A 14,074-nucleotide genomic window follows, 5' to 3' on the forward strand; every position below is an offset into this window, starting at 1 on the left:
ATGGCGAACACGGCGTACGACACGGCAGGACAGACCCCTGCCGCGAGCCCCTGGGCCGCGGTGGGGGTCTCCCCCATGGACGAGTTGGTGTACCGGACGATCCTCCATCAGCCCGACGCCGGCGCGGCCGGCTGGGCGCTGCTGACCCGCACGTCCCCGTCCCAGGTGCGCGAGTCCTGTCACCGGCTGCTCCACCTCGGACTGCTTCAACCCCCCGACTCCATGGGCGGGTTACGGGCGGTCGACCCACGGGTGGCGGTCCGCGCGCTGATCCGGCGGCGGGAGACGGAGTCCGAGCTACTGGCCGCTACGGCCCAGGACATGGCGACGGCCTACGACGCGGGACTCCTGCGCGAGGACCCGTCGCGGCTGGTGGACGTCGTCTCCGGAGAGGGCGCCACCGCGGCCCGTCTGGAGGAACTCTACGCACACGCCGAACGCGAGGTGTGCGTCTTCGACACGCCCCCGTATCTGGCCCCGCTCACCCCGCAACTGGACCTCCAGGCCGAGCTGCTCAGCCGCGGGATCGCCTACCGCGCGGTCTACGCGGCGACCGCCCTGGAGGACCCGAAGGTCCTGCTCCAGGCCTGGAAGATGGTCGAACTCGGCGAGCAGGCAAGGGTGTTGCCGTCGGTGCCGGTCAAGTTGTTGCTGGTCGACGGGGGCCGGGCGATGCTCCCACTGACCGCGTCCACCGCGGGCGGTTACTGCGCGGTCGTCGTACGGAACTCGGCGGTGACCGAGGCCCTGCAGAAGCTCTTCGACCTGGCCTGGCAGCAGGCGACCCCGCTCGGCCGGCCGGTCGGCGACGGTGAACTCTCCGAGGGCGAGCAGGCGTTGATCCGGCTGCTGGCGGCCGGGATGAAGGACGAGGCGGTGGCCCGGCACCTGGGCGTGAGCCTGCGGACGCTGCGGCGGCGGGTGAGCGAACTGCAGGAGCGGCTGGGGGCGGCGAGCCGTTTCCAACTGGGGGTGCGGGCGGCGCGGCGCGACTGGGTGTGACCCGCGCGGAAAGGCGAGCGGAAAGGCGAAGGGCCGCACCCCTCGCGAGGAGGGGTGCGGCCCGACCGCGGTACCGGACCGCTTGCTCGGCGCTTTGCTGGAAGCTTCGCTCGGCGCTCCGCCCCGGCGCTTTACTTGGCGATCAGGTTGCGCAGCACGTACTGCATGATGCCGCCGTTGCGGTAGTAGTCCGCCTCGCCGGGGGTGTCGATGCGGACGACCGCGTCGAACTCGACGCCGGTGTCGGTGGTGACCTTCACCGTGCGCGGGGTGGTGCCGTTGTTGAGCTCCTCGACGCCGGTGAAGGAGAAGGTCTCCTCGCCGGTGAGGCCGAGGGTCTCGGCGGTGGCGCCCTCCGGGAACTGGAGCGGCAGGACGCCCATGCCGATGAGGTTCGAGCGGTGGATGCGCTCGTACGACTCGGCGATGACGGCCTTGACGCCGAGGAGCGCGGTGCCCTTGGCGGCCCAGTCGCGGGACGAGCCGGAGCCGTACTCCTTGCCGGCCAGGATGACCAGCGGGGTGCCCTGCTCGATGTAGTTGCGCGAGGCGTCGTAGATGAACGCGACGGGCGCGCCCTCGACGGTGAAGTCGCGGGTGTAGCCGCCCTCCGTGCCCGGCGCGATCTGGTTGCGCAGGCGGATGTTGGCGAACGTGCCGCGGATCATGACCTCGTGGTTGCCTCGGCGCGAGCCGTAGGAGTTGAAGTCACGACGCTCCACACCGTGCTCGGTGAGGTACTTGCCGGCCGGGGTGTCGGCCTTGATGGCGCCGGCCGGGGAGATGTGGTCGGTGGTGACCGAGTCGCCCAGCTTGGCGAGCACACGGGCACCGGCGATGTCGGTGACCGGGGACGGCTCGTGCGCCATGCCCTCGAAGTACGGGGGCTTGCGGACGTAGGTGGACTGCGGGTCCCACTCGAAGGTGTTGCCGGTCGGGATCGGCAGCGCCTGCCACTGGGCGTCGCCCGCGAAGACGTCCTGGTAGGACTTGTTGAACATGTCCTCGCCGATGGCGTTCGCCACGACGTCGTTGACCTCGGCCTCGGAGGGCCAGATGTCGGCCAGGTAGACCGGCTTGCCGTCCTGGTCGATGCCCAGCGCGTCCTTGGTGATGTCCACCTTCATGGAGCCCGCGAGCGCGTACGCGACGACCAGCGGCGGGGAGGCCAGGTAGTTCATCTTGACGTCGGGGTTGATGCGGCCCTCGAAGTTCCGGTTGCCGGAGAGGACCGAGGTGACGGCGAGGTCGTGGTCGTTGACGGCCTTGGAGACCTCCTCCGGCAGCGGGCCGGAGTTGCCGATGCAGGTGGTGCAGCCGTAGCCGACGAGGTTGAAGCCGACCTTGTCGAGGTAGGGGGTGAGCCCCGCCTTGTCGAAGTAGTCGGTGACGACCTTGGAGCCGGGGGCGAGGGTGGTCTTGACCCACGGCTTGCGGGTCAGGCCCTTCTCCACGGCCTTCTTCGCGACGAGCGCGGCGGCGACCATGACGTACGGGTTCGAGGTGTTGGTGCAGGAGGTGATGGCCGCGACCGTCACCGCGCCGTGGTCGATCTCGTAGGTCGAGCCGTCGGGGGCGGTGACCGTGGTCGGACGGGTCGGTACGCCGTTGGTGGCGGCCGGGGAGTCGGAGGCCGGGAAGGACTCCTTGCCCGCCTCGTCGTCCTCGTCGACGTAGTTGCGCACGTCCTGCGCGAACTGCTGCGCGGCGCCTGCCAGGATGATCCGGTCCTGCGGGCGCTTCGGGCCGGCGATCGACGGGACGACCGTCGAGAGGTCCAGTTCCAGCTTCTCGGAGAAGTCGGGCTCGGCGGCCGGGTCGAGCCAGAGGCCCTGCTCCTTGGCGTACGCCTCGACGAGCGCGAGCTGCTGCTCGCTGCGGCCGGTGAGCTTGAGGTACTTGATCGTTTCTGCGTCGATCGGGAAGATCGCGGCGGTCGAGCCGAACTCCGGCGACATGTTGCCGATGGTGGCGCGGTTGGCCAGCGAGGTGGCGGCGACGCCCTCACCGTAGAACTCGACGAACTTGCCGACGACGCCGTGCTTGCGCAGCATCTCGGTGATCGTGAGCACGAGGTCGGTGGCGGTGGTGCCCGGGGTGAGCTCACCGGTCAGCTTGAAGCCGACGACGCGCGGGATGAGCATGGAGACCGGCTGGCCGAGCATCGCGGCCTCGGCCTCGATGCCGCCTACGCCCCAGCCGAGCACACCGAGGCCGTTGACCATGGTGGTGTGCGAGTCGGTGCCGACGAGGGTGTCGGGGTACGCCTGGCCGTTACGGACCATGACCGTACGCGCCAGGTGCTCGATGTTCACCTGGTGGACGATGCCGGTGCCCGGCGGGACGACCTTGAACTCGTCGAAGGCGGTCTGGCCCCAGCGCAGGAACTGGTAGCGCTCCTTGTTGCGGCCGTACTCCAGCTCGACGTTCTGCGCGAACGCGTCGTTCGTGCCGAACTTGTCGGCGATGACGGAGTGGTCGATGACCAGCTCGGCCGGGGCCAGCGGGTTGATCTTCGCCGGGTCGCCGCCGAGCTCCTTGACGGCCTCACGCATGGTGGCGAGGTCGACGACACAGGGCACGCCGGTGAAGTCCTGCATGATCACGCGGGCGGGCGTGAACTGGATCTCCTGGCTGGGCTGCGCCTGGGAGTCCCAGTTGCCGATGGAGCGGATGTGGTCGGCGGTGATGTTCGCGCCGTCCTCGGTGCGGAGCAGGTTCTCCAGCAGCACCTTCAGGCTGTACGGAAGGCGAGCCGAGCCTTCCACCTTGTCCAGCCGGAAGATCTCGTACGACTCGTCGCCCACCTGCAGCGTGCTGCGGGCGTCGAAGCTGTTCGCCGACACGACAGTCTCCTTCATTGATGTGCGCGTTCCCACCGCATCCTGCCGCCACTACGTCTTGGCCGATCCGCTAAGGTAAGGCTAAGTTAGGCAAGCCTTACTGTCGGACCTGACGACACCGTGCGGCTGCGGTGCACCTCGGCAGATATCTCGATGTCGAGATAACTCTAGTACATGGGCGCCCCCGGGTCATGCCCGGCATGCTGTCGACCTGCCGTCAGTCACTCCGGCGCGCCCGGGGCAGCGCGCGCGTGAGCCACACCAGCTCGCCGCGGTCGTCGGCCGAGACGTGGTCGCGCTCGAACCCGAGCTTTTCGAGGACACGGAACGACGGAGCGTTCCAGGTGCGCACGGTCGCCCGGACCCGCCCGCGCCCGGTCGCGCCCGCGGCGGCGAGCACCGCGGAGGCCGCCTCGGTCGCATAGCCGTGCCCGTGGGCGCTCCGGAACAACTCGTACGCGATCTCGGGTTCGTCGAGGGAGGCCCGGCCGACGAGGAGCCCGCAGTAGCCGATGAAGGCGCCCGTGTCGCGGCGGTCGACGGGCAGCAGAGCGATGCCGGTCGACGCCGCCGCGGCGAGCTGGGCCGCGATGATCTCGCGGCTCCGTTCGACCGGGAGCGGCCCGTCGCCCCGTTCCGCGAAGAGCGCGCTGTGACCCTCGGCATCGGAGTCGGACCACGGCCGCAGCGTCAGCCGGGCGGTCTCGAGGAGCGACGGCATCGGCGGATACGCGGGCACGGCGACACCCTGTCGACGGCGTTCTGGGCGGGGAACACCGCGCTCGGGGCGGGGCGGGGCGGGCGGTCACGGGTCCGGCCGCCCGTGCCTGGCACCGCCAGTACCAGGCACGGGCGGGCCGACCGGTGCACAGTGGGGGCATGGCGAGTACGGAGTTCGGGCGGACGGTCCGGCGCTGGCGGGACCGGGTCTCCCCCGAGGCGGCCGGGCTCCCCGTCGGCGGGCACCGGCGCGCGGCCGGACTGCGCCGCGAGGAGCTGGCCCTGCTGGCCGGGATCTCGGTCGACTATGTCACCCGTCTCGAACAGGGCCGGGCGAGCAACCCCTCGGAGCAGATCGTCGAGGCGCTCGGCCGGGCGCTGCGGCTGTCCGGCGCCGAACGCGAACACCTCTTCCATCTCGCCGGGCTGGCCCCACCGGGACGCGGCACGGTGCCCGCCCACATCACCCCCGGCGTGCACCGGATGCTGGACCGGCTGACCGGAACGCCCGTCGCGGTCTTCGACGCGGCATGGAACCTGCTGCTGGCCAACCCGCTGTACGCGGCCCTGATGGGCGACCCGTCCGGCTGGCGCGGCAACGAGCGCAACGCGGTGTGGCGCAACCTCGTGGGCCCAGGCACCCACGTCCGCCACACCCCCGAGGCACGGCGCGAGTTCGAGACCACCGTGGTCGCCGACCTGCGCGCGACCGCGCGCAGGTATCCGGCGGACCAGCGACTGCGGCGCCTGATCGAGGAGCTGCGCGCGAACAGCGACCGGTTCGACGAGCTGTGGAAGTCCGAGGCCGTGGGCCACCACGAGGCCTCGCGCAAGACCATCGACCATCCGCAGCTGGGCCCCCTGACGCTCGACTGCGACGTGCTCAGCGTCGCGGGCAGCGACCTGCACATCATGGTCTACACGGTCGAGCCGGGAACGCGGGACGCCGAACAGGTCGCCCTCCTCGGGGTCATCGGCACCCAGATGCTCGTGGAGCGCGGGGCAGCCGAACGAGGCTGAACACGCCGGGAATTCACAGGCAACCATCGCCCGCTTCGGGGTACTGGGGACGGGACGCGCCACAGTCGGCGCCACGAAACGACGTAAATGCCGTGAAATGCCCCAAGGGGGACCACCCATGCCTCTCACGTTCCGCAAGAGCTTCCGCATCCTTCCCGGGGTGCGGCTGAACATCAACCGGCGCTCGTGGTCGATCACCACGGGCGGCCGGCACGGGCCGCACCACACCCGCAGCAGCAGTGGACGCCGCACCACGTCGATGGATCTGCCGGGCCCCTTCGGCTGGCGGCGCACGACGCGCCGGCGGGAGCGCTGAGCGAACTCGCCGTGCCGCCACGGCGCCGCACCCGAACTCCCCTGTGGGTGCGGTGTGCTGTAGGCCACTACTCGGACGGGTGCGCTCCGTTTCTCTTTATCTCACATCAGATATACGGTCGCGCCATGGCAGACGACTACCTCGTACGCATCGGCAAGCTCATCCGTGACGCCCGGCAACACCGGGGCTGGACACAGTCGCAGCTCGCCGAGGCACTCGGCACAAGTCAGAGCGCCGTCAATCGCATCGAGCGCGGCAACCAAAACATCAGTCTTGAGATGATCGCCCGAATCGGTGAAGCCCTGGACAGCGAAATCGTCTCTCTGGGCTACGCGGGTCCGATGCATCTGCGCGTGGTCGGCGGACGTCGTCTGTCCGGCTCGATCGATGTCAAGACCAGTAAGAACGCGTGCGTCGCACTGCTGTGCGCGACGCTCCTGAACAAGGGGCGCACGGTGCTGCGCCGGGTGGCCCGGATCGAAGAGGTCTACCGCCTTCTGGAGGTGCTCGGTTCGATCGGCGTCCGCACCCGCTGGATCAACGACGGGGTCGACCTCGAGATCGTGCCCCCGAGCGAGCTGGACATGGAGGCGATCGACGCCGAGGCCGCCCGCCGGACGCGGTCGATCATCATGTTCCTCGGCCCGCTGCTGCACCGCATGGACACCTTCAAGCTGCCGTACGCGGGCGGTTGCGACCTCGGCACCAGGACCATCGAGCCGCACATGATCGCGCTGCGGCGGTTCGGGCTCGACATCGCCGCCACCGAGGGCCTCTACCACGCCCAGGTCGACCGGGCCGTCTCCCCCGGCCGGCCCATCGTGCTGACCGAGCGCGGGGACACCGTCACCGAGAACGCGCTGCTCGCCGCCGCCCGCCACGACGGCGTGACCGTCATCCGCAACGCCTCCTCCAACTACATGGTCCAGGACCTGTGCTTCTTCCTGGAGGCACTCGGCGTACGGGTGGAGGGCGTCGGCACGACCACACTCACCGTCCACGGCGTGCCGAACATCGACGTGGACGTGGACTACTCGCCCTCCGAGGACCCGGTCGAGGCGATGAGCCTGCTCGCCGCCGCGGTGGTCACCGAGTCGGAGCTGACGGTGCGCCGGGTGCCGATCGAGTTCCTGGAGATCGAGCTCGCGGTACTGGAGGAGATGGGCCTCGACCACGACCGCACCCCGGAGTACTTCGCCGACAACGGCCGAACGCGACTGGTGGACCTGACGGTACGGCCCTCCAAGCTGGAGGCGCCGATCGACAAGATCCACCCGATGCCGTTCCCGGGCCTGAACATCGACAACGTGCCGTTCTTCGCGGCCATCGCGGCCTCCGCACAGGGCAAGACCCTCATCCACGACTGGGTCTACGACAACCGGGCCATCTACCTGACCGACCTCAACCGGCTCGGCGGCCGGCTGCAACTGCTCGACCCGCACCGCGTGCTGGTCGAAGGCCCGACCCGCTGGCGCGCCGCCGAGATGATGTGCCCGCCCGCGCTGCGCCCCGCCGTGGTCGTGCTGCTGGCGATGATGGCGGCCGACGGCACGTCCGTGCTGCGCAATGTGTACGTCATCAACCGCGGCTACGAGGACCTGGCCGAGCGGCTCAACTCGATCGGAGCGCAGATCGAGACGTTCAGGGACATCTAGGACGAACGGAAGGTAGTGGGGCTCGCCGGGGGACGACTTCGCGCCACCCTTCGGCGAGCCCGCCGTGTGCCGTCCCGTCCCGCCCGTGCGCCGGCTCAGCCCTCCATGAGGGTGATGTCCTGCTGCTGGAGCGCGTGGAACAGCGGCAGCGGCAGACCGCCCAGGGCGGGGCTCAGTTCCATCAGGGTGGCCTCGACATGGGCGGCGCCCGGTGCGAGGGTGCCGGGTGTGCGCTTCTCCGAGTTGGCCCAGCGGTGCTCCGCGCCGTCGCAGACCGCCGCGCTGCCGCCGATGCCGTAGCGGATCCGGGGGTCGCCCTGCGACACCGACGAGGAGACGAGCACCGGCCCCGTACCGCTCAGACAACGGTAGGTGCCGGAGAGAGTGACGGTTCCGTCGGCGGCGAGGTGACCGGTCGAGTCGACGGTGACCGTCTCGGACGGGGCCGACAGGGCGCCGCCGGACACGGCGACGGCGGACACGGCGACGGTGGACGGGGCGAACAGCAGCAGGAGCACGGCGCCGGTGGCCGCGCCGAAGACCTGGCGCAAGGGCATGAGGTACCTCCTGGAACGTGGGGGGCTCCACAGGTACCGGGCGCACAGGCCCGAGGCGGTGATCCTCACCCCTTTGGTGGCGAGTCCGGTATACGGCGAGTTCGGTATACGGCGGGTCCGGTCCGTCGCGGGTCGAGTCCGTGCGTCATGGGAACGTTCGAGAGTTGTCCGCGTGTTGTCACGCTTCTCGACCGGCGGTTCCGATGAGTTCGCCGCGGGAGCATGGTCTTACCTATGCGAGGCGGCGACAGTGCCGTCGACACTCATCGCATCCGACGTGGAGGTGCGTCATGTGTTCCCACCAAACTCTGTGCCCGTCCGCGGACTCCAGGGCTCCGCACATCGTGTCGGCCCACCCCGAGCAGGGCTGGAGCCTGCTGTGCAACGGCGCGATCGTCTTCGACGACAGCGGTGAACTGCTCCCCGACGGCAGCGTGGTCGCTCCGCACCGGGTGTTCGCCGAGCGGCTGGCCGTCGCCGCCTAGTCCCTCCGGGGGTTCCGGGAGTTCCGGGGCGGGGTGCTACGGCAGCACCGCGAAACCGTCGAGTTCGACCAGGGCCTGTTCGTCCCAGAGGCGGGCGGCGCCGACGACGGCCATCGCGGGATAGTCCCGTCCCGCCAACCGCCGCCAGACGCGGCCGAGTTCGGGGGCCCGCGCACGGTAGTCCGCGACATCGGTGGCGTAGACCGTGACCCGCGCAAGGTCGGCCGGGGTGCCGCCCGCGGCCCGCAACGCCGTCAGCAGATTGGTCAGCGCCTTCTCGAACTGCTCCGGGAGGGTCTCGCCGACCACCTTCCCGTCCGTGTCCAGCGCGGTCTGGCCCGCCAGGAAGACCACGCGGGTGCCGGTGGCGACGACGGCGTGCGAGAAGCCGGTGGGCGGGGAGAGTTCGGGCGGGTTGACGCGCTCGGTGCTCACTGAACCTCCAGGCTCTCGACGCTCACGGGGCCTCCACCGACGCGTACAGCTCCTTGGCGATGACCGCCCGCTGGACCTCGCTGGCGCCTTCGTAGATACGAGGCGCGCGGACCTCCCGATAGAGGTGTTCGAGGAGATGGCCGCGGCGCAGGGCACGGGCGCCGTGCAGTTGGACGGCCGCGTCGACCACGTACTGGGCCGTCTCCGTCGCCAGCAGCTTCGCCATCGCCGCGCGCCGGGGCACGTCCGGGGACCCTTCGTCGTACGCCGCCGCCGCCGCGTAGACCATCAGGCGGGCCGCCTCCGTACGCAGCGCCATCTCGGCGACCTGGTGAGCCACCGTCTGCAGGTCCTTCAGCCTGCCGCCGAACGCCTCACGCCCGGCCGTGTGCGTGAGCGTCGCCGCGAGGGCCGCCTCCGCCATGCCGACCGCGAAGGCACCCACGCTCGGGCGGAAGAGGTTGAGGGTGTGCATCGCGACCCGGAAACCGCGGTCGGGCTCGCCGAGCACGTCGTCCGCCGTCACCGGTACGGCGTCGAAGGCGAGGGCGCCGATGGGATGCGGGGAGAGCATGTCGAGCGGGGTGCCGGTGAGGCCCGGCCGGTCGGCGGGCACCAGGAAGGCGGTGACGCCACGGGCTCCGGCGCCCTGGGTGGTCCGCGCGAAGACGGTGTAGAAGTCCGCCTCGGGCGCGTTGGAGATCCAGCACTTCTCCCCGCTGAGCCGCCAGCTCCCCGAGCCCTCACGTTCGGCAACGGGCGACTCCCGCGCCTCGACGACGGAGGGCTCGGGGTCGGCGGGCAAGGAACCGGGATCCGCGGGCAAGGTGCCGGGGGCCGCAGGCGCGACTGCAGAGGCCGCAGGCACGGCTCGGGGGGCTCCGGGCGCCGCTCCAGAGGCCGCGGCCGAGGCCCCGTGGGCCGCGGGTGCGGCTTCGCCGGGCGCCGGTGCGCAGGCGGGCACCCCCGGGGCGTCCCGGTCCGCGCGGAGCGCCAGCGCCGCCGCGTCCGAGCCCGCGCCCGGCTCGCTGAGCGCGAACGCGGCCACCGCACTGCCGTCCGCGACCCGGGGCAGCCAGCGCTCGCGCTGCGCCCGGGTGCCGTACGCGTGCACCGGATGCGCACCGAGGCCCTGCAGGGCGAGCGCCGTCTCGGCCTCGGTGCAACCGCGCGCCAAGGACTCCCGCATCAGGCACAGATCGAGCGCGCCCGAGGTGAACAGGCGGGCGAGCAGCCCGAGCCGGCCCAACTCGGCGACAAGAGCACGGTTGACGTGACCCGGTTCGCCCTTCTCCGCCAGCGGGCGCAACCGCTCCTCGGCCAGCGCGCGCAGCTCGGCACACCAGGCGGTCTGTGCCGGATCGAGCGAGAATGCGGTCATTGCCGGTTCCCTCTCCGCCGTCGGACTGCGGGACCCCAGGCTATCGCGAGACGTTGACTGTCGTCACCAACACGATACGCTCCTTGTGCGAGACGCGAGCCGAGAGCACCGAGAGCCGAGCACCGAGCACACCGAGAGCCACGAGCTGAGCGCTGAGAGCCCACCACGACAAGGGGGCGACCCTCCATGGACGGCGACACCCTGGAGCCGACGACCTCGGCCCACGTCGACACCTTCGCCCGCGACCACCTCCCGCCCCCCGAGCAGTGGCCCGAACTCCCCTTCGACCTGCCCGAGCTGCACTACCCCGAACGGCTGAACTGCGCCGCCGAACTCCTCGCCGACAAGCCACCGCAGCGCCCCGCCTTCCGCACGCCGTCCGGCGACCTGTGGACATACGGGCACCTCCTCGCCCGGGTGGACCGGATCGCCCACGTCCTGACCACCGAACTGGGCGTCGTACCCGGCAACCGGGTGCTGCTGCGCGGCCCCACCACACCCTGGCTCGCCGCGTGCTGGCTGGCGGTCCTGAAGGCGGGCGGGGTCGCCGTCACGGTGCTCGCCCAGCAGCGCTCGCACGAGCTGACCACCATGTGCGCCATCGCCCACGTCACCCACGCGCTGTGCGACGTACGGTCGGTCGACGACCTGGCGAAGGCGGAGATCCCGGGGCTGCGGATCACGACCTACGGCGGGGACGCGCCCGACGACCTGCTACTGCGCATCACGGGCGCCCCGGACGAACCGTTCACGGCGGTCGACACGGCCGCCGACGACGTCGCGCTGATCGCGTTCACCTCCGGCACCACCGGCCGCCCCAAGGGCTGTGTGCACTTCCACCGCGATGTGCTGGCCATAGCGGACACCTTCTCGAAGCACGTGCTGCGGCCGCACGAGGACGACGTCTTCACCGGCAGTCCCCCGCTGGGCTTCACCTTCGGGCTCGGCGGCCTCGTCGTCTTCCCGATGCGCGCCGGAGCCTGCTCCCTGCTGCTCGAACAGGCGGGCCCGGGGCAGCTGTTGCCCGCGATCACCGAGCACCGCGTCTCGGTGCTGTTCACCGCACCGACCGCCTACCGGGCGATGCTGGCGGAGCTGGACGAGCACGACACGACCTCGCTGCGGCGCTGTGTGTCCGCGGGCGAGAACCTGCCCGCCGCGACCTGGCGGGCCTGGCACAACCGCACCGGACTGCGCATCATCAACGGCATCGGCGCCACCGAGCTGCTGCACATCTTCATCTCCGCGGCCGACGAGCACATCCGCCCCGGGACGACGGGCGTCCCCGTACCGGGGTGGCAGGCGCGGGTGGTCGACACCGAGGGGACGCCGGTGCCGGACGGCGAGCCCGGACTGCTCGCGGTGCGCGGCCCGGTGGGCTGCCGCTATCTCGCCGACCCACGGCAGCGGGAGTACGTGCGCGGCGGCTGGAACATCACCGGCGACACCTATGTGCGCGACCCCGACGGCTACTTCCGCTATGTCGCCCGCGCCGACGACATGATCATCTCGGCGGGGTACAACATCGCCGGGCCCGAGGTCGAGGACGCCCTGCTGCGCCACCCGGACGTGGTCGAGACGGCGGTCGTGGGGCGGCCCGACGAGGCGCGCGGGCAGGTGGTGGTGGCGTACGCGGTCCTCAGAGAGGGGGCACGCAAGGACGCCGAGCCGCTGCGCGCCTTCCTCAAGTCCGAGCTGGCGCCGTACAAATGCCCTCGCGAGTTCGTCTTCCTGGACGCGCTGCCGCGCACGGCGACGGGAAAGCTGCAGCGCTTCCGGCTGCGCGCGGACGCCGCGCCGGCGAGCGGGGAGACTCCGTCGCCGCCCGCGCCGGAGGGTGAGTTGTCCACCGGCGGCGGTCCCAAGTGATCTTCGCGCACTAGAGTGATCAACGTGTCAGAGCAGCACGCCCCCCGGTCCCTCATCGTCACGTTCTACGGCGCGTACGGCCGTTTCATGCCCGGCCCCGTGCCGGTGGCCGAGTTGATCCGGCTCCTCGCCGCGGTCGGCGTCGACGCGCCCTCCGTACGCTCGTCGGTGTCCCGGCTCAAGCGCCGCGGACTGCTCGAACCGGCCCGTACGGCGGCGGGCGGCGCGGGGTACGCGCTGTCGCCCGACGCCCGCCAACTGCTGGAGGACGGCGACCGGCGGGTGTACGCGACGGCGCCCCCCGAGGACGAGGGCTGGGTGCTCGCCGTCTTCTCCGTGCCGGAGTCCGAGCGGCAGAAGCGGCACGTACTGCGCTCACGCCTCGCCGGTCTCGGCTTCGGGACGGCGGCCCCCGGCGTCTGGCTCGCCCCCGCGCGGCTCTACGAGGAGACCCGGCACACCCTGGCGCGGCTGCGGCTGGACCCTTACGTGGAGCTGTTCCGCGGGGAGCACCTGGGCTTCGCGGCTACGGCGGACGCGGTCGCGCGCTGGTGGGACCTGGCGGCGATCGCCAAGCAGCACGAGGCCTTCCTCGACCAGCACGCGACCGTGCTGCGCGACTGGCGGCGGCGCGCGGACACCCCGCCCGAGGAGGCGTACCGCGACTATCTGCTCGCTCTGGACACCTGGCGCCACCTCCCGTACGCCGACCCGGGGCTGCCCTCCGCGCTGCTGCCCGAGGACTGGCCGGGCGCCCGCTCGGCCGCCGTGTTCCGGGCGCTGCACGAGCGGCTGCGGGACACGGGGGCGCGCTTCACCGAACCCACCGGCATGTGACCTCGGTTACATCATGAGGCGCTAAGGGAACCCTCAGCCTCTTCCGTCCCTCTTCTCATGTTTCTTACCTAGCGTCGTGAGCCGCACGCCAGGACAGGAAGAGGACCGCACGTATGACCACCACGGCAAGGGCTCAGGGAGCGACCGTCTGGCTCACGGGCCTGCCGAGCGCGGGCAAGACGACCATCGCCCGGATACTCGGGACCCGTCTGAAGGCGGAGGGGCACCGGGTGGAGGTGCTCGACGGCGACGAGGTCCGCCGGTTCCTCTCCGCGGGTCTCGGCTTCTCGCGCGAGGACCGCAACACCAACGTGCAGCGCATCGGCCTGGTCGCCGAGGTGCTCGCGCGCAACGGCGTCCTCGCCGTGGTGCCCGTCATCGCGCCGTACGCCGACAGCCGCGACGCCGTCCGGGAGCGGCACGAGGCGAGCGGGACGCCGTACATCGAGGTGCATGTCGCCACCCCTGTCGAGGTGTGCAGCGAGCGCGATGTGAAGGGGCTGTACGCCCGGCAGGCCGCGGGCCGGCTGACCGGGCTCACCGGCGTCGACGACCCCTACGAGCCGCCGCTGGACCCGGCGCTCACGCTGGAGACGCATCTGCAGACCCCGGAGGAGTCCGCGGACTCGGTGCACGCGGTGCTCGCGGCGAGGGGGCTCGTATGACCTCCGCGACGGTCGAACAGGCCTTCACGCTGTCGCACTTGGATGCCCTGGAGTCGGAGGCCGTCCACATCTTCCGTGAGGTCGCGGGCGAGTTCGAACGGCCGGTGATCCTCTTCTCCGGCGGCAAGGACTCCATCGTCATGCTGCACCTCGCCCTGAAGGCCTTCGCCCCCGCCGCGATCCCCTTCACCCTCCTGCACGTCGACACCGGACACAACTTCCCCGAAGTCCTCGCCTACCGAGACCGCACCGTCGAAAAGCACGGACTGCGACTGCACATCGCCTCCGT

General features: G+C 71.1%; 14 protein-coding genes. 9 read left to right on the forward strand and 5 right to left on the reverse strand.

Annotation, left to right across the window (positions count from 1 at the left end; genetic code table 11):
* The gene (locus tag ACIRA5_RS43800; protein WP_403701231.1) at positions 1-1,002 is read left to right on the forward strand and encodes a helix-turn-helix domain-containing protein; all 1,002 of its coding nucleotides are present in this window, start codon (positions 1-3) and stop codon (positions 1,000-1,002) included.
* Positions 1,003-1,133: 131 nt separating this feature from the next.
* Here ACIRA5_RS43800 and acnA read toward each other — a convergent pair whose 3' ends face one another.
* Positions 1,134-3,848 (reverse strand): aconitate hydratase AcnA, encoded by a 2,715-nt coding sequence (gene acnA / locus ACIRA5_RS43805; protein WP_403701235.1) that lies wholly within the window; start codon positions 3,846-3,848, stop codon positions 1,134-1,136.
* Between the two features lie 214 nt (positions 3,849-4,062).
* The gene (locus ACIRA5_RS43810; RefSeq protein ID WP_403701279.1) at positions 4,063-4,566 is read right to left on the reverse strand and encodes a GNAT family N-acetyltransferase; all 504 of its coding nucleotides are present in this window, start codon (positions 4,564-4,566) and stop codon (positions 4,063-4,065) included.
* A gap of 158 nt (positions 4,567-4,724) precedes the next feature.
* On the opposite strand from ACIRA5_RS43810, the gene ACIRA5_RS43815 reads away from it, so the two are divergent.
* From ACIRA5_RS43815 to ACIRA5_RS43825, 3 genes are all read left to right on the forward strand, one after another.
* Complete coding sequence (locus ACIRA5_RS43815; protein WP_403701238.1) at positions 4,725-5,585, forward strand: helix-turn-helix transcriptional regulator; 861 nt, start codon at positions 4,725-4,727, stop codon at positions 5,583-5,585.
* A gap of 118 nt (positions 5,586-5,703) precedes the next feature.
* Entirely contained in the window at positions 5,704-5,901 is a 198-nt protein-coding gene (locus ACIRA5_RS43820) for a DUF4236 domain-containing protein (RefSeq protein WP_403701241.1), read from the forward strand.
* A gap of 125 nt (positions 5,902-6,026) precedes the next feature.
* Positions 6,027-7,556, forward strand: a complete 1,530-nt coding sequence (locus ACIRA5_RS43825) for a UDP-N-acetylglucosamine 1-carboxyvinyltransferase (RefSeq protein ID WP_352048029.1) — start codon at positions 6,027-6,029, stop codon at positions 7,554-7,556.
* A gap of 95 nt (positions 7,557-7,651) precedes the next feature.
* Here the strand turns inward: ACIRA5_RS43825 and ACIRA5_RS43830 are convergent, their stop codons facing one another.
* Positions 7,652-8,113 carry a DUF6299 family protein gene (locus ACIRA5_RS43830; protein ID WP_403701244.1) on the reverse strand — a complete coding sequence of 154 codons (462 nt, stop codon included), beginning with the start codon at positions 8,111-8,113 and terminating at the stop codon, positions 7,652-7,654.
* Positions 8,114-8,403: 290 nt separating this feature from the next.
* Here ACIRA5_RS43830 and ACIRA5_RS43835 point away from each other — a divergent pair, with 290 nt between their 5' ends.
* Positions 8,404-8,598, forward strand: a complete 195-nt coding sequence (locus ACIRA5_RS43835) for a DUF5999 family protein (protein ID WP_143603174.1) — start codon at positions 8,404-8,406, stop codon at positions 8,596-8,598.
* Positions 8,599-8,634: 36 nt separating this feature from the next.
* Here the strand turns inward: ACIRA5_RS43835 and ACIRA5_RS43840 are convergent, their stop codons facing one another.
* Together ACIRA5_RS43840 and ACIRA5_RS43845 are read right to left on the reverse strand one after the other, a co-directional pair.
* A complete protein-coding gene (locus ACIRA5_RS43840; protein WP_075030547.1) occupies positions 8,635-9,033 on the reverse strand; it encodes a RidA family protein in 399 nt (132 codons plus the stop codon).
* A 22-nt stretch (positions 9,034-9,055) separates the two neighbouring features.
* Positions 9,056-10,414 carry an acyl-CoA dehydrogenase family protein gene (locus ACIRA5_RS43845; RefSeq protein ID WP_403701247.1) on the reverse strand — a complete coding sequence of 453 codons (1,359 nt, stop codon included), beginning with the start codon at positions 10,412-10,414 and terminating at the stop codon, positions 9,056-9,058.
* Positions 10,415-10,600: 186 nt separating this feature from the next.
* Between ACIRA5_RS43845 and ACIRA5_RS43850 the strand changes: the two genes are divergently transcribed.
* From ACIRA5_RS43850 to ACIRA5_RS43865, 4 genes are all read left to right on the forward strand, one after another.
* Positions 10,601-12,283 (forward strand): AMP-binding protein, encoded by a 1,683-nt coding sequence (locus ACIRA5_RS43850; protein ID WP_403701250.1) that lies wholly within the window; start codon positions 10,601-10,603, stop codon positions 12,281-12,283.
* Positions 12,284-12,298: 15 nt separating this feature from the next.
* Positions 12,299-13,120, forward strand: a complete 822-nt coding sequence (locus tag ACIRA5_RS43855) for a PaaX family transcriptional regulator C-terminal domain-containing protein (protein ID WP_403701253.1) — start codon at positions 12,299-12,301, stop codon at positions 13,118-13,120.
* Between the two features lie 113 nt (positions 13,121-13,233).
* Entirely contained in the window at positions 13,234-13,785 is a 552-nt protein-coding gene (gene cysC, locus ACIRA5_RS43860; protein WP_266629758.1) for an adenylyl-sulfate kinase, read from the forward strand.
* Positions 13,782-14,074, forward strand: a 293-nt coding sequence (locus tag ACIRA5_RS43865; protein ID WP_403701256.1) for a phosphoadenosine phosphosulfate reductase family protein, incomplete at its 3' end; no start/stop codon positions are given. The genes cysC and ACIRA5_RS43865, both read left to right, overlap by 4 nt.

Origin of the sequence: Streptomyces sp. NPDC096311 (assembly GCF_044763085.1) — a bacterium.
In the GTDB taxonomy this organism is placed as follows: domain Bacteria; phylum Actinomycetota; class Actinomycetes; order Streptomycetales; family Streptomycetaceae; genus Streptomyces.

Bases quoted from the DNA above. Each gene is read 5' to 3' on its own strand.
- ACIRA5_RS43800 (WP_403701231.1), top strand. From the start codon at position 1: ATGGCGAACACGGCGTACGACACGGCAGGACAGACCCCTGCCGCGAGC.
- ACIRA5_RS43810 (WP_403701279.1), bottom strand. From the start codon at position 4,566: ATGCCGTCGCTCCTCGAGACCGCCCGGCTGACGCTGCGGCCGTGGTCC.
- ACIRA5_RS43815 (WP_403701238.1), top strand. From the start codon at position 4,725: ATGGCGAGTACGGAGTTCGGGCGGACGGTCCGGCGCTGGCGGGACCGG.
- ACIRA5_RS43820 (WP_403701241.1), top strand. From the start codon at position 5,704: ATGCCTCTCACGTTCCGCAAGAGCTTCCGCATCCTTCCCGGGGTGCGG.
- ACIRA5_RS43825 (WP_352048029.1), top strand. From the start codon at position 6,027: ATGGCAGACGACTACCTCGTACGCATCGGCAAGCTCATCCGTGACGCC.
- ACIRA5_RS43830 (WP_403701244.1), bottom strand. From the start codon at position 8,113: ATGCCCTTGCGCCAGGTCTTCGGCGCGGCCACCGGCGCCGTGCTCCTG.
- ACIRA5_RS43835 (WP_143603174.1), top strand. From the start codon at position 8,404: ATGTGTTCCCACCAAACTCTGTGCCCGTCCGCGGACTCCAGGGCTCCG.
- ACIRA5_RS43845 (WP_403701247.1), bottom strand. From the start codon at position 10,414: ATGACCGCATTCTCGCTCGATCCGGCACAGACCGCCTGGTGTGCCGAG.
- ACIRA5_RS43850 (WP_403701250.1), top strand. From the start codon at position 10,601: ATGGACGGCGACACCCTGGAGCCGACGACCTCGGCCCACGTCGACACC.
- cysC (WP_266629758.1), top strand. From the start codon at position 13,234: ATGACCACCACGGCAAGGGCTCAGGGAGCGACCGTCTGGCTCACGGGC.